This is a genomic window from Bradyrhizobium sp. ORS 375 (assembly GCF_000239775.1).
Lineage (GTDB): Bacteria > Pseudomonadota > Alphaproteobacteria > Rhizobiales > Xanthobacteraceae > Bradyrhizobium.
On the sequence record NZ_CAFI01000029.1, the window covers coordinates 1 to 16,206 of the forward strand.

At 65.9% G+C, this 16,206-nt stretch carries 22 protein-coding genes; 15 read left to right on the forward strand and 7 right to left on the reverse strand.

Annotated elements, in window-relative coordinates:
* Window positions 1–40: 40 nt before the first annotated feature.
* The 5 genes from rimM to BRAO375_RS02585 all read left to right on the forward strand — a co-directional run bounded on the left by rimM (window position 41) and on the right by BRAO375_RS02585 (window position 4,419).
* Window positions 41–679 (forward strand): ribosome maturation factor RimM, encoded by a 639-nt coding sequence (rimM, locus tag BRAO375_RS02565; RefSeq protein WP_009025884.1) that lies wholly within the window; start codon window positions 41–43, stop codon window positions 677–679.
* 200 nt (window positions 680–879) lie between these two features.
* A complete protein-coding gene (gene trmD, locus BRAO375_RS02570; protein ID WP_009025885.1) occupies window positions 880–1,653 on the forward strand; it encodes a tRNA (guanosine(37)-N1)-methyltransferase TrmD in 774 nt (257 codons plus the stop codon).
* Window positions 1,654–1,760: 107 nt separating this feature from the next.
* Entirely contained in the window at window positions 1,761–2,141 is a 381-nt protein-coding gene (gene rplS, locus BRAO375_RS02575; protein ID WP_006611497.1) for a 50S ribosomal protein L19, read from the forward strand.
* Between the two features lie 449 nt (window positions 2,142–2,590).
* The gene (leuC, locus tag BRAO375_RS02580; protein WP_009025886.1) at window positions 2,591–3,997 is read left to right on the forward strand and encodes a 3-isopropylmalate dehydratase large subunit; all 1,407 of its coding nucleotides are present in this window, start codon (window positions 2,591–2,593) and stop codon (window positions 3,995–3,997) included.
* 206 nt (window positions 3,998–4,203) lie between these two features.
* Window positions 4,204–4,419, forward strand: a complete 216-nt coding sequence (locus BRAO375_RS02585) for a hypothetical protein (protein ID WP_009025887.1) — start codon at window positions 4,204–4,206, stop codon at window positions 4,417–4,419.
* Window positions 4,420–4,496: 77 nt separating this feature from the next.
* Here BRAO375_RS02585 and BRAO375_RS38470 read toward each other — a convergent pair whose 3' ends face one another.
* The gene (locus tag BRAO375_RS38470; RefSeq protein ID WP_009025888.1) at window positions 4,497–5,222 is read right to left on the reverse strand and encodes a hypothetical protein; all 726 of its coding nucleotides are present in this window, start codon (window positions 5,220–5,222) and stop codon (window positions 4,497–4,499) included.
* Between the two features lie 181 nt (window positions 5,223–5,403).
* Between BRAO375_RS38470 and BRAO375_RS02595 the strand changes: the two genes are divergently transcribed.
* Window positions 5,404–5,697 carry a DUF1330 domain-containing protein gene (locus BRAO375_RS02595; protein WP_009025889.1) on the forward strand — a complete coding sequence of 98 codons (294 nt, stop codon included), beginning with the start codon at window positions 5,404–5,406 and terminating at the stop codon, window positions 5,695–5,697.
* Between the two features lie 55 nt (window positions 5,698–5,752).
* Here the strand turns inward: BRAO375_RS02595 and BRAO375_RS02600 are convergent, their stop codons facing one another.
* The 3 genes from BRAO375_RS02600 to BRAO375_RS02610 all read right to left on the reverse strand — a co-directional run bounded on the left by BRAO375_RS02600 (window position 5,753) and on the right by BRAO375_RS02610 (window position 6,990).
* Window positions 5,753–6,034 (reverse strand): hypothetical protein, encoded by a 282-nt coding sequence (locus BRAO375_RS02600; protein ID WP_009025890.1) that lies wholly within the window; start codon window positions 6,032–6,034, stop codon window positions 5,753–5,755.
* A 92-nt stretch (window positions 6,035–6,126) separates the two neighbouring features.
* Window positions 6,127–6,396, reverse strand: coding sequence for a hypothetical protein (locus BRAO375_RS02605; protein ID WP_035638568.1), 270 nt, complete (start codon window positions 6,394–6,396; stop codon window positions 6,127–6,129).
* Window positions 6,397–6,675: 279 nt separating this feature from the next.
* Window positions 6,676–6,990 carry a hypothetical protein gene (locus BRAO375_RS02610; RefSeq protein WP_009025893.1) on the reverse strand — a complete coding sequence of 105 codons (315 nt, stop codon included), beginning with the start codon at window positions 6,988–6,990 and terminating at the stop codon, window positions 6,676–6,678.
* A gap of 146 nt (window positions 6,991–7,136) precedes the next feature.
* Between BRAO375_RS02610 and BRAO375_RS02615 the strand changes: the two genes are divergently transcribed.
* The 5 genes from BRAO375_RS02615 (at window position 7,137) to BRAO375_RS02635 (ending at window position 10,040) form a co-directional block, all read left to right on the forward strand.
* Complete coding sequence (locus BRAO375_RS02615; RefSeq protein ID WP_009025894.1) at window positions 7,137–7,535, forward strand: metallopeptidase family protein; 399 nt, start codon at window positions 7,137–7,139, stop codon at window positions 7,533–7,535.
* 93 nt (window positions 7,536–7,628) lie between these two features.
* Complete coding sequence (gene leuD, locus BRAO375_RS02620) at window positions 7,629–8,234, forward strand: 3-isopropylmalate dehydratase small subunit (protein ID WP_006611489.1); 606 nt, start codon at window positions 7,629–7,631, stop codon at window positions 8,232–8,234.
* Between the two features lie 84 nt (window positions 8,235–8,318).
* Window positions 8,319–9,116, forward strand: coding sequence for a glycosyltransferase family 32 protein (locus tag BRAO375_RS02625; protein ID WP_009025895.1), 798 nt, complete (start codon window positions 8,319–8,321; stop codon window positions 9,114–9,116).
* 99 nt (window positions 9,117–9,215) lie between these two features.
* Window positions 9,216–9,632 (forward strand): hypothetical protein, encoded by a 417-nt coding sequence (locus tag BRAO375_RS02630; protein WP_009025896.1) that lies wholly within the window; start codon window positions 9,216–9,218, stop codon window positions 9,630–9,632.
* A 36-nt stretch (window positions 9,633–9,668) separates the two neighbouring features.
* Entirely contained in the window at window positions 9,669–10,040 is a 372-nt protein-coding gene (locus BRAO375_RS02635) for a c-type cytochrome (RefSeq protein ID WP_009025897.1), read from the forward strand.
* 25 nt (window positions 10,041–10,065) lie between these two features.
* Here BRAO375_RS02635 and BRAO375_RS02640 read toward each other — a convergent pair whose 3' ends face one another.
* Complete coding sequence (locus tag BRAO375_RS02640; protein ID WP_009025898.1) at window positions 10,066–10,944, reverse strand: HpcH/HpaI aldolase/citrate lyase family protein; 879 nt, start codon at window positions 10,942–10,944, stop codon at window positions 10,066–10,068.
* A gap of 102 nt (window positions 10,945–11,046) precedes the next feature.
* Between BRAO375_RS02640 and BRAO375_RS02645 the strand changes: the two genes are divergently transcribed.
* Window positions 11,047–11,691 carry a carbonic anhydrase gene (locus BRAO375_RS02645; RefSeq protein WP_009025899.1) on the forward strand — a complete coding sequence of 215 codons (645 nt, stop codon included), beginning with the start codon at window positions 11,047–11,049 and terminating at the stop codon, window positions 11,689–11,691.
* A gap of 58 nt (window positions 11,692–11,749) precedes the next feature.
* On the opposite strand, the gene BRAO375_RS02650 is transcribed toward BRAO375_RS02645, so the two are convergent.
* Together BRAO375_RS02650 and BRAO375_RS02655 are read right to left on the reverse strand one after the other, a co-directional pair.
* Window positions 11,750–12,313, reverse strand: a complete 564-nt coding sequence (locus BRAO375_RS02650) for a TIGR00645 family protein (RefSeq protein WP_009025900.1) — start codon at window positions 12,311–12,313, stop codon at window positions 11,750–11,752.
* Window positions 12,314–12,558: 245 nt separating this feature from the next.
* Complete coding sequence (locus tag BRAO375_RS02655) at window positions 12,559–13,593, reverse strand: aspartate-semialdehyde dehydrogenase (RefSeq protein ID WP_009025901.1); 1,035 nt, start codon at window positions 13,591–13,593, stop codon at window positions 12,559–12,561.
* 114 nt (window positions 13,594–13,707) lie between these two features.
* Here BRAO375_RS02655 and BRAO375_RS02660 point away from each other — a divergent pair, with 114 nt between their 5' ends.
* The 3 genes from BRAO375_RS02660 to BRAO375_RS38340 all read left to right on the forward strand — a co-directional run.
* On the forward strand, window positions 13,708–14,514 hold the full coding sequence (locus BRAO375_RS02660) for a hypothetical protein (RefSeq protein WP_009025902.1): 807 nt from the start codon (window positions 13,708–13,710) through the stop codon (window positions 14,512–14,514).
* A gap of 228 nt (window positions 14,515–14,742) precedes the next feature.
* A complete protein-coding gene (locus BRAO375_RS02665; protein ID WP_009025903.1) occupies window positions 14,743–15,123 on the forward strand; it encodes a hypothetical protein in 381 nt (126 codons plus the stop codon).
* 853 nt (window positions 15,124–15,976) lie between these two features.
* Window positions 15,977–16,206, forward strand: a 230-nt coding sequence (locus BRAO375_RS38340; protein ID WP_210161265.1) for a hypothetical protein, incomplete at its 3' end; no start/stop codon positions are given.

Genomic DNA, 16,206 nt, shown 5'->3' on the forward strand with positions numbered 1-16,206 from the left:
GGGGCGAGGTAAAAACCCACTACGCATCTGGACCAGGAATATGAGCGCGCCTAGCGGCCGAGACGGGGCTCCAGAATTTAGCGGCAGCAAACTGATCTGTGTCGCCAAGATCGGCGCCGCGCACGGCGTGCGCGGCGAGGTACGGCTGTGGACCTTCACCGAGGATCCGCTGGCCGTGCTGCATTACGGCCCGCTGACCACCAAGGACGGCAGCCGTTCGCTCGAAGTCGCGAAAGCGCGCGAGGCGAAAGATCATCTCGTCGCGAGCTTCAAGGGCGTCACCGACCGCAACGCCGCCGAGCGGCTCAACGGGCTCGAGCTCTACGTCCCGCGCGATCGCCTGCCCGAGACCGACGACAACGAATACTACCACGCCGACCTGATCGGGCTTGCGGCCGAGACCACGGCGGGCGCACCGCTCGGCCGCGTGCTCGCCATCCATAATTTCGGCGCCGGCGACATCATCGAGATCGCCCCACCCTCCGGCAGCACCTTGATGCTGCCGTTCACCAATGCCGTGGTGCCGACGGTGGATCTGACCGGTGGGCGGGTGATCATCGAATTGCCTGATGAGATTGACGGCGAGGATCGAGCTTCGGCCGATGAATCGGCGTCGGCTGGGGACGATGCTGCCGCCCAAAACTCAGCTCGTCATCCCCGCGAAAGCGGGGATCCATAGCCACCGCTGCTCATTGGCTAGCGAGGGACTGGCCGCGTGCCCCTTTCCAAGATCACGCGGTATGGGTCCCGGATCGGCGCCGCGACGCGCTCTGCGCGTCACGGCTTGTCCGGGACGACACCGGTGGTGGAGTAGCGTCCGTCTGGGCGGCGCTGTCGCTGGGGCTCGATCTCATCGCGCCGCTGCCGTAACAAAGCATCATGACCGCCTCGCCCCCTCCCCCCGCGCCGTGGCGCGCGACCGTGCTGACGCTGTTTCCCGAGATGTTTCCCGGGCCGCTCGGCGTGAGCCTCGCCGGCCGCGCGCTGGCATCAGGCATTTGGTCGCTGGAAGCGCGCGACATCCGGGCGTCGGCGACCGACAAGCACCGCAGCGTCGATGACACGCCCGCTGGCGGCGGTCCCGGCATGGTGCTGCGCGCCGACGTCCTCGCCGCCGCAATCGACGCTGCGACCATCGCACCCGAGCGGCCGAAGCTGCTGATGAGCCCGCGCGGTCGGCCATTGACCCAATCATTCGTCCGCGAGCTCGCCGCCGGTCCCGGGCCGCTGATCGTCTGCGGACGGTTCGAAGGCATCGACCAGCGCGTCATCGATGCGCGCGAGCTGGTCGAGGTCTCGATCGGCGACTACGTGCTGTCCGGCGGCGAGATCGCGGCGCTGGTGCTGATCGATGCCTGCGTGCGGCTGCTGCCGGGCGTGATGGGCAAGCTCGAATCCGGCACCGACGAGAGTTTCTCCGACGGCCTCCTCGAATACCCGCAATACACCCGGCCCCAAACGTTCGAGGGCCGTACCATTCCGGATGTCCTTACCTCCGGCGACCACGGCAAGGTCGCCGCATGGCGTCGCGCGCAGGCGGAGGCCCTGACGGAAGCGCGCAGGCCGGATTTATGGGCGGATTGGCAGGCCCGAGGGCCCCGAGAACAAACGAGGACCAGCCAAAAAGCGCCAAAAAGCACGACAGACGGGTGACAAGCCTCGCGCTTTGCCTTATAGGAGCGCCCAATTCCGCAAGTGACGGCAGGAACAAGCGCAGCCCGCGTGACCCGGCTGGGCGCGCCGCCGATGGAGATTTACCCGTGAACCTGATTCAGCAGCTCGAAAAAGAGCAGTTCGACAAGCTGTCCGCCAACAAGACCATTCCGGAGTTCGGCCCGGGCGACACCGTGATCGTCAACGTGAAGGTGGTCGAAGGCGAGCGCACCCGCGTGCAGGCCTATGAGGGCGTGTGCATCGGCCGTTCCGGCGGCGGCATCAACGAGAGCTTCACCGTCCGCAAGATCTCCTACGGCGAGGGCGTGGAGCGCGTGTTCCCGATCCTCTCCCCGATGATCGACTCGATCAAGGTCGTGCGCCGCGGCAAGGTGCGTCGCGCCAAGCTGTATTACCTGCGCCAGCTGCGTGGCAAGTCGGCCCGCATCGTCGAGAAGCAGGACCGGCAGACTGCGGTCAACGAGTAATCGTTTCACCCTTTGGGTTGATGAAAAGCGCGGGCTGGCCCCGCGCTTTTTTTTGCTCCGCCGTCATTCCGGGGCAGCCCCGCAGGGGCTGAACCCGGAATCTCGACATGAGACGATCAGCTCGAGATTCCGGGTTCGACGCTGCGCATCGCCCCGGAATGACGGCGGTGAGATACGCGCACGCCTCACCGCGACAAACGCATCTCGCACTCCGCGCGTGCGTGCTATATATCTCCCTGAAATGGTTCTAGATCGCACCAGCATGGCCTGCCGCCGCGTCGTCATCGACGACCATAGCCGGCTGCCCGGGCGGTTCTTCGGACGCTTCGCCACCTCGGCGACGTCGGAGCTTAGGCGCGCGCTGTAAGCCGCAGCGCCCTCGTCCTGATGATTCGCGCGTGCCCGCCACGCGCTCAGTTTCAAACCTTCATTCCCGGGAGCATTCGCTCATGTCGAAGCCGACCACCCTGTACGACAAGATCTGGAACGACCATCTGGTGCACGAAGCCGAGGACGGCACCTGCCTGCTCTACATCGACCGTCACCTGGTGCACGAGGTGACCTCGCCGCAGGCGTTCGAGGGCCTGCGCATGACCGGCCGCAAGGTGCACGCGCCGGAAAAGACGCTGGCGGTGGTCGACCACAACGTGCCGACCACCGACCGCTCCAAGCCGAACCCGGATCCGGAGAGCATCGAGCAGATCAAGACGCTGGCCGAGAACGCCAAGGACTTCGGCATCGAATATTACAACGAGTTCGACCGCCGCCAGGGCATCGTCCACGTCATCGGCCCCGAGCAGGGCTTCACCCTGCCCGGCACCACGATCGTCTGCGGTGACAGCCACACCTCGACGCATGGCGCGTTCGGCGCGCTGGCGCACGGCATCGGCACCTCCGAGGTCGAGCACGTGCTGGCGACGCAGACGCTGATCCAGAAGAAGGCGAAGAACATGCGCGTCACCGTCGACGGCAAGCTGCCGGACGGCGTGACGGGCAAGGACATCATCCTCGCCATCATCGGCGAGATCGGCACTGCCGGCGGCACCGGCTACGTGCTGGAGTACGCCGGCGAGGCGATCCGCGCGCTGTCGATGGAAGGCCGCATGACCGTCTGCAACATGTCGATCGAGGGCGGCGCCCGCGCCGGCCTCGTTGCGCCGGACGAGAAGGCCTACGACTTCCTGCGCGGCCGTCCGAAGGCGCCGCAGGGCGCGGCCTGGGATGCCGCGATGCGCTACTGGGAGACCTTGCGCTCCGACGAGGGCGCGCATTTCGACCACGAGCTGCGGCTCGACGCCGCCAAGCTGCCGCCGATCGTGACCTGGGGCACCTCGCCCGAGGACGTGATCTCGATCACCGGCGTGGTGCCGGATCCGGACAAGATCACTGATGAGGCCAAGCGCATCTCCAAGCATCGCGCGTTGAAGTACATGGGCCTGACCGCGGGCACGAAGATCACCGACATCAAGCTCGACCGCGTGTTCATCGGCTCCTGCACCAACGGTCGCATCGAGGATCTGCGCGCCGCCGCCAAGATCGCCGAGGGCAAGACCGTGTCGGGTCATGTCAACGCGATGGTCGTGCCGGGCTCGGGCATTGTGAAGGAGCAGGCCGAGGCCGAGGGTCTGGACAAGATCTTCATCAAGGCCGGCTTCGAATGGCGCGAGCCGGGCTGCTCGATGTGCCTCGCGATGAACCCGGACAAGCTGGCGCCGGAGGAGCGCTGCGCCTCGACCTCGAACCGCAATTTCGAGGGCCGCCAGGGCTTCAAGGGCCGCACCCATCTGGTGTCGCCCGCGATGGCCGCGGCCGCCGCGATCGCCGGCCACTTCGTCGACGTGCGCGACTGGCGCTGAGCTGATGGCGCTGGCGCAGCGGAGCTGCACGGCGACCGATTGACAAGGAACGCGGCGGCTTCCGGTGAAGCCGCCGCGTTTTCATTTCGACTCAACGTCGATGCGGCTCGGCAAGAGCTCCTTAATGCTCGTCGCGCACAATCCTACCGCCGGACGCGCCGCGCCGGCGGAGGAACGTGCCGAGGAGCCTGCCTAGGGAGCCTGAAATGGCCGAGAAGCCGGAATACGTCGACCTCATCCGTGATGCGACGCGTCAGCGCCGCAAGACACCGCCCGCAAAGATCATCGCCAAGGCCGAAGAGCCGAAAGAGGAGCGCCGGCTGTCGAACTGGCCGCCCGGGCGGTTCGCCAAATGGCGGCTGGAGACGCTGGTGCCGTGGCGGCTGAGCGTGAAGAACTGGCAGTTCAAGGACTGGCTCTGAGCGCTGCGACATACGCCTGAACGAGAGAAGGACGCCGTTGGGCGTCCTTCATTGTCTCGATCAGGCCTTCAACTTCGTCAGTAGTAGCGCCAGTGATGGCGATGGTGACGGTGGTGCCAGCGATGATGATGGCGCCAGTGATGACCACGCCAGTGCCGATAGTGGCAGATGCGGCGCGGGCCGTAATAGGTGTAGACGATCCGGCAGCGGCGATAGGGATAGTAGTAGCCCGTGGTGTAGGTCGGATAGTAGTAGCTGCGGTAGCCGTAGAAGTGCCGGCGATGATGGTGGTAGTACGGGCGGTAGCCATAGTGCGGGCGGTGATAGTAGCCGCCGCCATGGAACACCGGCCGCGGGCCGCCTCCACCGTGAAACACCGGACCGCCGCCGTGGAACACGTGACGCGGGCCGCCGCCGCCGAACGCATGACCTCCGCCGCCGTGAAAGGCGGGAGCACCTCCGCCTCTGAACATTCCACCTCCACCATGGAAGGCTGGCCCCGCGTGAAAGCCGCCACCTCCACCATGGAAGCCACCGCCGCCGTGGAAGCCACCGCCGCCGTGGAAGCCACCGCCACCACCGCCGTGATGTCCGCCGCCGCCTCCTCCACCATGGCCGCCGGGTCCGCGCACCTGAATCATCGAGGCGTCAGACGCCGCCTGTGTCGCAGGCCCCGCGCCGGGACCAACAGGCGACATCGCCGAAGCCGGACGACCGGGCGCACCCGCGAATACGAACAGTGCCGCCGCCGCAAGACTGAGGCGACGAGCGAGACCAGCACGCTGGTCCTTCATCCTCATCATGGTCCCTTCTCCCTGAATGCCGTACAAAAACGATGGACCCATGCAGCGCCATTGCTGGTCGTCCGATCGGTGGATTGGCGCACCCCCAACATGAACGTAGAGATAGCGACGTGAATGCGGCATGAATGATGCACGCTGCGCGCGCATCTGCGGCGTGGCGTCGCGGCAGAGGATCCATCGCATGAGTGTCTACGTCGTCGTGCAACTGAGGATGACCGACCGCGCCGCCTATGATCGCTATCAGGCGCGCTTCTTCGACGTGTTCCGGACGTTCAACGGCCGCCTGCTCGCGGCCGACGAGACTCCGACCTTGGTCGAAGGAGACTGGAACGGCGACAAGGTCGTGCTGATGTCGTTTCCCAGCGAGCGCGACTTTCGCGCGTGGGCAGATTCGCCCGACTATCAGGAGATCGCCAAGGATCGAAAAGCTGGCGCCGAGGCGGTCGTGCTGCTGGTGCAGGGATTTCGCGGCTGAGCGCGCGCAGGTCATTCGATCAGCGAACGCGATCGGTGTCGCAGCCGGGTGCGCTTCAGTCGAGGAACGGCGTGAACAGGACGAAGGGGCCCCACGGATAGGCGGGCACGTAGTCGACGGGTCGGCCATAGTAGCGGGGCGGCATCGCGATCGACTTGGTCGCCCTCGACGAACGGGGGTGCTTGCGCGGCCCGGAATCCGTCGCGGTTACCGAGCCGCTCGCATCCACACCGAAGGAAGCTGCGATCGCCGGCGAGGTGGCGGCCGAGCTTGCCAGCAGCACCACAATCGTGACGACGCCGATCCCGAGCCACGTCTTGGCGATGGACGTTCTCATGGCGGACTCCATTCCGGCCCGCCATCAGCGTACAGGCCCGCAAAGCGGGCCTGTTTGATGTCGATCATCGTCAGCAAGATGCGTCGCGCAGCTCACCAGTGACGGTGATGGTGACGGCGCCAGTGGTGCGGGCGCCAGTGATGGCGGGGATGATAGTAGTGCCGCGGATAATAATGCCGGCGCGGATGCCAGTGGCGGCGACCATGCCAGTGGGCCTGGGTGGTCTCCTGAGCCGAGCCCTGCTGCACGGCCGTCGCAGCGCCCGGATTGATGAGCGAAAGCGCCTCTGCGCGTTGCGCGGGCGCGGCCAAAGCCAGGACGGCGCCAACCGCCGCGATGCCCAACAGCTTCATCACAGTCATGAACTTCTCCTTCGATCGCCTGACATCACGTCGGGCACCGTGCACCGCCATCTGCGCCGATGGCCGCCGCCTCGGTACGACGCAGATCAGTCTCGAATGAGCGACGTGAATGGGACCTGAAGACCTGCGCCCGAGCAGAATGCCGAACCGCCGCACGCAGTTCCGCCTGATCTCGCGACATATCGGCACTGTGGCAACATGGGCACGGTCAGACGGAAACCGCGGGCAGACGGTCATAGTAGCGATGCGTCATCCATGGCCAGGCAACCGCGGTAGAGATCAGCCGCGCCGCCAGTAGCAGCTCATATGCGGGACGATGACGGTGCCGCTCGGCCGATGCTCAGGCACGTAGGCGGCATCGCAGACGCGCACGGCGTTCGGCCCCGGATTGTAGCGCGGCACCACGTCCGGCTCCCAATGCCCGTCGTAGCGGCGCGGATAGATCGGGACGCGTCGCGGACGCCGCTGCGCGGAGATATCCGTGCCGGCATCGCGCTGCACGGCCTTGAGCTCGACGCCGGCCGGCGGCTCAGCCCGAGCTCCCGCCGACATTGACATCATGACGGCCGCCGCCAGCGCAGTCCCGGCCAGCATCATCGACTTCTGTCGCATGCGTCCCCCAATACCAAATCGCGCGCCCCTAACGGTCGCCGGTTTCGCATCCGGCGTCAACCGCAACCCCGCCACACTTGTCGTAGAACCATGGCGCAACATCAGCAAAGCGGGGCTAGACGGCGGCAATGTGGACAGAGTTGAAAGCACCTTCGCTCGGCGACATGGAGGCGATGGCGCATGACGTGTTCGAGCGGCTGCCGGCGCATTTCCGCAAGATGTGCGAGGGTGTCATCATCCGGGTCGACGACTTCCCCGCCGAGGACGTGCTGGACGAACTGCAGGCCGAGAGCGAATTCGACCTGCTCGGCCTGTTCCAGGGCACCGGGCTGCCGTTCCGCAGCAATGACGATCTGCCGCGCCTGCCGAACATGATCTGGCTCTATCGCCGCCCGATCCTGGACTACTGGGCCGAGCACGAGGAGAGCCTGGGTCATATCGTCCGCCATGTCCTGATCCACGAGATCGGCCACCATTTCGGAATGTCCGACGACGACATGGAAGCGATCGAGGCCGCGGCCGACTGACCGGCGGGGCTGACATTCCAGGGATTTTGACTTTATCCGCATCGCCAATCGGGCTAAACAGCGGCCTGCCGATACTCTCGAAGGTGCTCCCCGATGGACAAGTTCACCACGCTGGAAGGCGTCGCCGCGCCGCTGAAGATCATCAATGTCGACACCGACATGATCATCCCCAAGCAGTACCTGAAGACCATCAAGCGCACCGGCCTCGGCAAGGGCCTGTTCTCCGAGCAGCGCTACAAGGACGACGGCAGCGAGAACCCTGATTTCGTGCTCAACCAGCCGGCCTATCGCAACGCCAAGATCCTGGTCGCCGGCGACAATTTCGGCTGCGGCTCGAGCCGCGAGCACGCCCCCTGGGCGCTCCTCGATTTCGGCATCCGCTGCGTGATCTCGACCTCGTTCGGCGACATCTTCTACAACAACTGCTTCAAGAACGGCATTCTGCCGATCCGCGTGTCGCAGGCCGATCTCGACAAGCTGTTCGACGACGCCGAGCGCGGCGCCAACGCGACCTTGACGATCGATCTCGCCGCCCAGGAGATCCGCGGCCCGGATGGCGGCACCGTCAAGTTCGAGATCGATCCGTTCCGCAAGCACTGCCTGCTCAACGGGCTCGACGACATCGGGCTGACGCTGGAGAAGAAGGCCTCGATCGACAGCTACGAGGCCAAGCTGAAAGCCGAGCGCGCCTGGGCGTGAGCCCCGCCTGACGAAAGCGAGTTCGCGGGCCCCGGACCTCGTCCGGGGCCTTGTTTCGAGTTTAGCCCGAGCACAGGTCCGCCGTTGACGCGCGTATTGCCCGAGGTCGTCACCTTCTGGCGCGGACCGCTCGACCGGCTGCGCCAGACCTGCCTGCGCTCGCAGCTGGCCGCCGGCCACAAGGTCACCGTCTACAGCTTCGACCCGCTGCCCGGCCTGCCGGTCGGTGTCCGCAACGCCGAGGCCGAGGCGATCCTGCCCTACGCGTTCTCCGAACGCCTCCGGCCGCCGCAGCCGGACGGCAGCTGGCGCGACTGGACCACGCTGCAGTTCAGCGACTTCTTCCGCATGCGCCTGATGGCGCAGCGCGCCGGTCTGTGGCTCGACGCCGACGTGCTGCTGCTGCGCCCGGTGGAGATCAATCCGGCCCTGCCCACTTTCGCCTGGGAGCGGCCGCGGCAGCTCGGCAACTCCGTGCTGTATCTGCCGCCGGATGATCCCATCGTCGGTGAATTCACCGCGCTGATGGCGCAGGACGCGCTGACGCCGAACTGGCTGTCGTTGCGCCATCGGATCACTTTCGCGCTGCGCCGCCTGCGCGGCCATTCCGACCGGCTGTCGGACATCCGCGTCGCGATCTTCGGCCCGGCGGCGCTGACTGCGCTCGCCCGCCGCCACGGCTCGCTGCGCTATGCGCTGCCGAAGCGCAGCTTCTACGCCGTGCATGCCGAACCGAAGGCCTTCTTCGATCCCTCCGACTTCTCCGGCCTGATCGACGATCCGGCCATCATCGGCCTGCACATCTCGCCGAAGGGCCGTGGCGGCGAGGCGCCTCTTCCGGGCAGCCTCTATGCCTGGGCAACGGAGCGGTTCGGCGCCTGACGGTCTGCGCCCCTGGCAGGGCTGTTCCGCTGCTTGATCTAACGCAACGTCCGTAGCGCCACCCGGTGATTGATTGCGGGCAATCATCGGAGACGAGCCATGCCTGCCCAAGCCAAGCCCTATCCCCGTGTGCAATTCCTGATCGATACGTTCGCGCAATGGCTGCGGCACCGGCGCGAGCTGACGGAGCTGCGGCAGCTTGACCGCGACGATTTCGAGCGCATCGCGATGGACCTGCAGGTCACACCGTCGGATCTCGACGAACTGGTCCGCCACGGCGAGCACGCCGCTGACGAGCTGCCCTTGATGCTCAAGGCGCTCGGCATTGACGAGGCGGCGCTGGGGCGCGCCGAGCCGCTGGTGCTGCGCGACATGGAGCGGGTCTGCGCGATGTGCAAGGACAAGCCGCGCTGCCATCGCGATCTCGCGGCGGGCACGTCCGGCGCGCATTACGAGGAGTACTGCCTCAACGCACCGACCATCGACCGGCTGGGTGTCGCAATCGTCAAGCACTGATCGCCGCCCTCCCATTCCCCAGAGCGGAGCAACGCGATGAGTATGCCGAATCTGCACCGCAACACCTGGCTCCATATCGGCGCCGCGCTGCTGCTCGCGCTCGCCGCGATGCTGCTGATCCGGCTGCACTATGCCAACGGCGCCACGCCCGCGGCGGAGAGCGTGCAGGCCGGCCGCAAGCTGGCGGAGGCCTGGTGCAGCCCGTGCCACGCGATCGACGCGAGCGCGGCCAGAGCCCAGACCCGGACGGCGCCCGATTTCGCCGCGGTGGCCAACATGCCCTCGACCACCGAGCTGTCGCTGAAGGTGTTCCTGCAGAGCAGCCATCCGACGATGCCCAACGTCATCCTGACGCCGGAGCAGCGCGGCGATCTCGTCAACTACATCCTCAGTCTCAGGCAGATCTGACGCGGCGCGCCCTCCTCCACCCCAACTACTTCGTCACCTCGGCGATCGCATCCGCGATCGCGATCGTGCGCCTGGCCATCTCGGCATGCAGCCGCTCGACCATGCGGCCGTCGATCTGGATCGCGCCGCGCGAAGCATTTTCCGGCAGCTCGAAGGCGGCGAGGATCTTGCGCGCTTCGGCGACCTCGGCCGCCGGCGGCGTGAAGATCGCGTTGCAGGCGTCGATCTGGCCGGGATGGATCAGCGTCTTGCCGTCGAAGCCGAGATCGCGAGCCTGGATGCATTCCTGCGCGAAGCCGTCGGTGTTGGCGAAATCGCTGTAGGGGCCATCGAGAATGTCCAGCCCGTGCGCGCGCGTCGCCAGGATGCAGTGGCTGATCATCGGCAGCATGGTCGCGCGGCCCGGCACCATGCGGATGCGGGTCTCGCGCGAGATGTCGTTCGGCCCGAACACGAAGCCCGCGAGCCGCGAGCCCGCCTCGTGCACCGTGGCGGCGAGAAGGTCAGCGTCGAGCACGGCACGCGCCGTCTCGATCATCGCCCACACCTTCAGCGCCGGATCGGCGCCGACCTCGGCAAGGCGGCCGGTCACCAGGCGCAGGTCCTCGACGGCCGAAACCTTGGGAACCAGGATGCCGTCGGTGGCGGTCTGGCCGGCCATCGCGACGTCGTCGCTCCACCATGGCGTGTCCAGGCTGTTGATGCGGATCAGCAACTCGCGCTTGCCGTAGCCGTCGGCGGCGACCGCCTTGGCGATCTGCTCGCGCGCGGCGGCCTTCGCGTCCGGCGCCACGGAATCCTCGAGATCGAGGATCAGCCCATCGGCCGGCAGGTTCCGCCCCTTCTCCAGCGCGCGGGCATTGGAGCCGGGCATGAACAGGAGACTGCGGCGCGGGCGGATCATTTCGGCGTTTCCCTTGGTTTATGGCAGCGGCCCGCGATACCATTTCGACCGCCGGGCCGAAAGGCTTGTTCCCGCAGGCCTCGTGTGTTTAAGGCAGGGCCCATGATCTCGTTTCCGCAACGTCTGCTCGAAGGCTATCGCGCCTTCACCACCCAGCGCCTCCCCACCGAACAGAGCCGCTATCTGGAGCTGTCCGAGCGCGGCCAGTCGCCCGAAGTGATGGTGATCGGCTGCTGCGATTCCCGCGTCTCGCCCGAGGTGATCTTCGACGTCGGCCCCGGCGAATTGTTCGTCCTGCGCAACATCGCCAATCTCGTGCCGATCTATCAGCCCGACGCCAACGCTCACGGCGTGTCGGCGGCGCTGGAATATGCCGTCACGGTGCTGAAGGTGAAGCACATCGTCATCCTCGGCCATGCCCAATGCGGCGGCATCCGCGCCTTTGTCGACAAGGCGGCGCCGCTGTCGCCGGGCGATTTCATCGGCCGCTGGATGTCGATGTTCATCAAGCCCGGCGAGGTCGTCGAGCAGCGCGACCGTGAGAGCTTTCAGGACTTCGTCACAAGGATCGAGAAGGCCGCGGTGTTCCGCAGCCTCGAGAACCTGATGACATTCCCGTTCGTCCGCAGCCGCGTCGAGGCCGGCGATCTGCAACTGCATGGCGCCTATTTCGGCGTCGCCGAGGGCTCGCTGTTCGTGCTCGACAAGGCGAGCAAGGAATTCAAGAGCGCGCGGACCGTCGCGTAGCGAGGCGGAAGGTGCGAGGAGCTGGTCTGCGGTCGTCACCCTTTGCTACTCGCCCTCATCAATGATCTCCTGACCACCGGTCTGACAGCGCCAGCATCACCGTCGACACCACGAAGGTCATGTGCACGCCGACCAGCCAGCCGAGCTTGACCGAGTCGTAGCCGGCGTCGAGATTCATGAAGGCCTTCAGCAGCTGGATCGCCGAGATCGCGACAATCGAGGCGAGCAGCTTCTGTTTCAGCCCGGCGAAATCGACCTTGGTCATCCATTCCGGCCAGTCGGGATGGCCGCCGGGGTCGATGCGCGAGACGAAGTTCTCGTAGCCGGAGAACACCACGATCAGCACCAGATTGCCGGTGAGGCAGACGTCGATCAGGCCGAGCACGCCGAGGATGATGTCGCTCTCCTTGGCGGTCGGCAGATGGACGACGCTCTCCCACAGCAGCAGCGCGAACTTGAACAGCAGGACCACGAGGCTGACGACGAGGCCGACATAGAACGGCGCCATCAGCCAGCGGCTCTTGAACAGGAAGCCCTCGAGCCCGCGCTCGAGCGGACCGGGTGCGTGCTTTGACGGCACGGTCGCTGGCGCCGCTGACTCGGTCTTGCTGCTTTCAGCCAATTTCGACCCCACCCGAATCCGCTCGGTCATTCCACCGGGACTCGCCCGCAAACGACCCTTCTGATTAGTTACGCCGTCATGCCCGGGCTTGTCCCGGGCATCCACGTTGTCCTCAGTATGCCGAACGACGTGGATGGCCGGGACAAGCCCGGCCATGACGACTTAGAGACAGACGATCCCCAAACTTCCATTGTCATATGCGACGGCCATGATGCTTACCCGGGCGACGGCGCACCGTGTGTCTATCAGGCGGCCTTCTTCTTGGCGGTGATCAGCTTACGGTTGATCAGGACTTCCGCGATCTGGATCGCGTTCAGCGCCGCGCCCTTGCGGAGGTTGTCGGACACGCACCAGAAGGCGAGGCCGTTCTCGACGGTGCCGTCCTCGCGGATGCGGCTGATATAGGTGGCGTCCTCTCCGGCGGCCTCGTAGGGCGTCACGTAGCCGCCCGGCTCGTGCTTGTCGATCACGAGGCAGCCCGGCGCGTTGCGCAGGATGTTGCGGGCCTCGTCGGCGGTGATCGGGTTTTCGAACTCGACATTGACGGCTTCGGAGTGGCCGACGAACACCGGCACGCGCACGCAGGTCGCGGTCAGCTTGATCTTCGGATCAAGGATCTTCTTGGTCTCCGCCATCATCTTCCACTCTTCCTTGGTGAAGCCGTCTTCCATGAAGACGTCGATCTGCGGAATGACGTTGAAGGCGATGCGCTTGGGAAACTTGTTATTGACCAGCTCGTCGTTGGTGTAGACGGCCTTGGTCTGCGAGAACAATTCGTCCATCGCGTCCTTGCCGGCGCCGGATACCGACTGATAGGTCGACACCACCACGCGCTTGATGGTCGCCTTGTCGTGCAGCGGCTTCAGCGCGACGACGAGCTGCGCGGTCGAGCAGTTCGGATTGGCGATGATGTTCTTCTTGTTGAAGCCGGCGGTGGCATCGGCATTCACCTCCGGCACGATCAGCGGCACGTCCGGATCCATGCGCCAGGCCGACGAGTTGTCGATCACCACGGCGCCGGCGGCGCCGATCTTCGGCGACCATTCCTTCGAGACCGCTCCGCCCGCGGACATCAGGCAGATGTCGACGTCGGCAAAATCGTAGTGCTCGAGCGCCTTGCACTTCAGGGTGCGGTCGCCATAGGACACCTCGACGCCGACGCTGCGGCGTGATGCCAGCGCCACGACCTCGTCCGCGGGGAATTGCCGCTCGTCGAGAATATTGAGCATTTCCCGTCCGACATTGCCGGTCGCGCCGACCACTGCGACTTTGTAACCCATCGTTCACTCTCCGAAGAAATTTGGCCGACCGCGTGCATCAGCGGAAACGGAAGCGGCAGCGCTTCTATGCGAGAAACGTCCCTGACACAACGTTACCACGATGTCTCGCTTTCGATGCGTTCCGATTCGGCCCGAACAGCCGCCACGACCCGCACGGCCCTGATCTCGCCGGCCCTCAGGGCCATGGCGGACGAGGTCTGCGGCACGTTCGCGCGCCTGTTCGCCTATGTGGGGGCTCTGGCGTTGATCGCCATGCTCGGCGTCGCCGCCTGGAACCGGCTCGACAACGGCTCCGACGATACGGTCCCCGCCAAAGCCGGCTGGACGGTTGCCGACGGCGCCGTGCCGGCGTTCTCGCTGCGCCTCACCGATCAGCCCGACCGGACCGCGACCTATACCGTGCTCACCCATCAGGCCGGCGGCCGCAAGGACGTGCTGCGTTGGGGCGAGCGCGCCGAGCGGCCGGTCGCCGAGATCGAGGTCTACCGGATCGGCCCGGAGCGCGACGGCATGCGCAACCCGATCGGACAGCTGGCCGCCCGGATGGGGCGACCTGCCCCGGAGCTGGAAGCGGCCGGCATCATCGACAGCCGGTTCGGTCCCGTCAGCCTGCTGCGCCCGGCCGGCGCCCCGGACGGCCCCGGCGCCTGCCTGGGCTTCCTGAAGACCATTGCCGTGCCGGCGGTGCGGATCTCCGGCTGGTCCTGCCAGGGCGTCGCGGTGCAGACGCGGCGAGCAGCCGTCGGCTGCATGTTGAACCGCCTCGCCTTGCTGCCCGCGCCCGGTCATGAGGCCGCCCTGACCGAGCTGTTCGCCCAGGCCGAGCCGCGGCGCGCGGATTGCGACGTCCAGGGGGTGGCCAAGACGCTCAATGACTGGATCAGCGCGCTCGACAATCCCAAGCTCCGCGGCACGTACTGACCGGCGCCTTGGTGTCGGCCTGTTGCGCGATGTCGCGGCCCCCTGACCGGGCCTTGGTCGGCGCCGCAAGTCACGGATTTTGATGCAACTTTCCCGCCACAGCCGGAATTTATCTTGCGCGCCGTCGCGGGAATGACCTTGTGATGCCACAGCCGACGCAGATATTGTGCGCGCCAGATCATGCGCATGGCGAGCGCCCGCCCCTTTTGGCGCGAGGAAGAGGACGTGATGATTGAAATTTCTGCTGCGACCCGGGTCATGGCCTTGGCTGTGATCGCCGCGACCGGTCTTGCCGTCACGTCTTTTGCCATCACGTCCGCCGAGGCCGCCACGACCAAGCGCCGCGCCGCGGCGGTCTATTCCAACGGCCCGAACTATTCCTACCAGGCCGGTCCGCGCACCCGCGTCTACGTCACGCGGCGCTCCTTCCTCGACGGCGGCACCGAGGTGCTGCCGGGCGACCGCAAGTTCTCGGACTACGCCTTCCCGCCGGCCGTCGGCTATCCGTCGTTCGCCCGCGAGAACCTGAACCGCCCGATCGACCGCCAGCCGCTGATGCCGCCGTCCGATCTCGGCGGCTACCCGACGCGAATTCCGATCCCCTACTGAGGGCGACGGCGTCATCTGATCACCGAAAGCCGGGCTTCGCCCGGCTTTTTTTGTTCTGGCGAGGTCTGCCAAACGGCTCTCCCCGCTTTGATGCCTTGGCATTTACGACCACCTTTTTCTTCCTGCGTCATTGCGAGGAGCCGACAGGTCCGTGCAAGGCACGGGCTGATGACAGGCTCCGCGACAAAGCAATCCAGAGTCCCCTCGGCGCCCCTGGATTGCTTCGCTTCGCTCGCAATGACGACCGAAAGACTCTGCCGCGCAACAGACGGTGGCTCGGCGGTGAACCAGTGTCTCCTCGTCATTGCGAGGAGCGCAGCGACGAAGCAATCCAGGGGCGGCAACGGGACTCGAAATGACGTATCCCCAGACGGGATTCGCGGATCGATTTTGTCGCTGCCAATGACCATGACATGCGCTGCCCTCCTCGCGCCCGCTTTCGCGTCCGAGTGTTGACCGCCTCATCGCCCTCTCGAAGCGAGGGCGCAGGGAAGGCCGGGCCTCGGCTGAGGCCCGTGGCCCCCGTGCGAAAAGAAGTGCACGGGGCAGGAACCACAGGTACAGCCGGCTTGACCCGGCCCTCCCTGCGCGATGGATTCACGCTTATTCTGCGCTCTCCCCGGTGTCCGGCTTGTTAGCCACCGTCACCCGCACGATGCCCCTGCATCGTCGCGAGCTTGGCGCCAGCTTCGGGGCGCCAGGACCACGCAGCTTCACGTCCGCAAGAGCCTCGTTCGTCCGCACATCCGTAAAGGACATGCTGCGCACCCTCGCGGCCACCGCATCCCCGCCTCACGCCTCGTGACGATCGCGAAACGTCCCTCGTGGCGAGACGGGATGGCGGGAGGAAAGCATGAATTTCGGAAAAGCGAAAGCCATTTTTCTATGCGCGTCGGATGGCTGCGCTGATCAGCTTGAAATCACGAACGAAACGAGTTGGTTGATGCCACGGATATCGAGTCGGCAAACGCGCGCTGACGGCAATCGAGCGACGTCGATCGCACAGATGGCCGGACATGATTTGCCCGACGGGCGGCGCGCGCCGACTTGCGACATTCGTTCGAGCGCGTCCGATCTGATTGA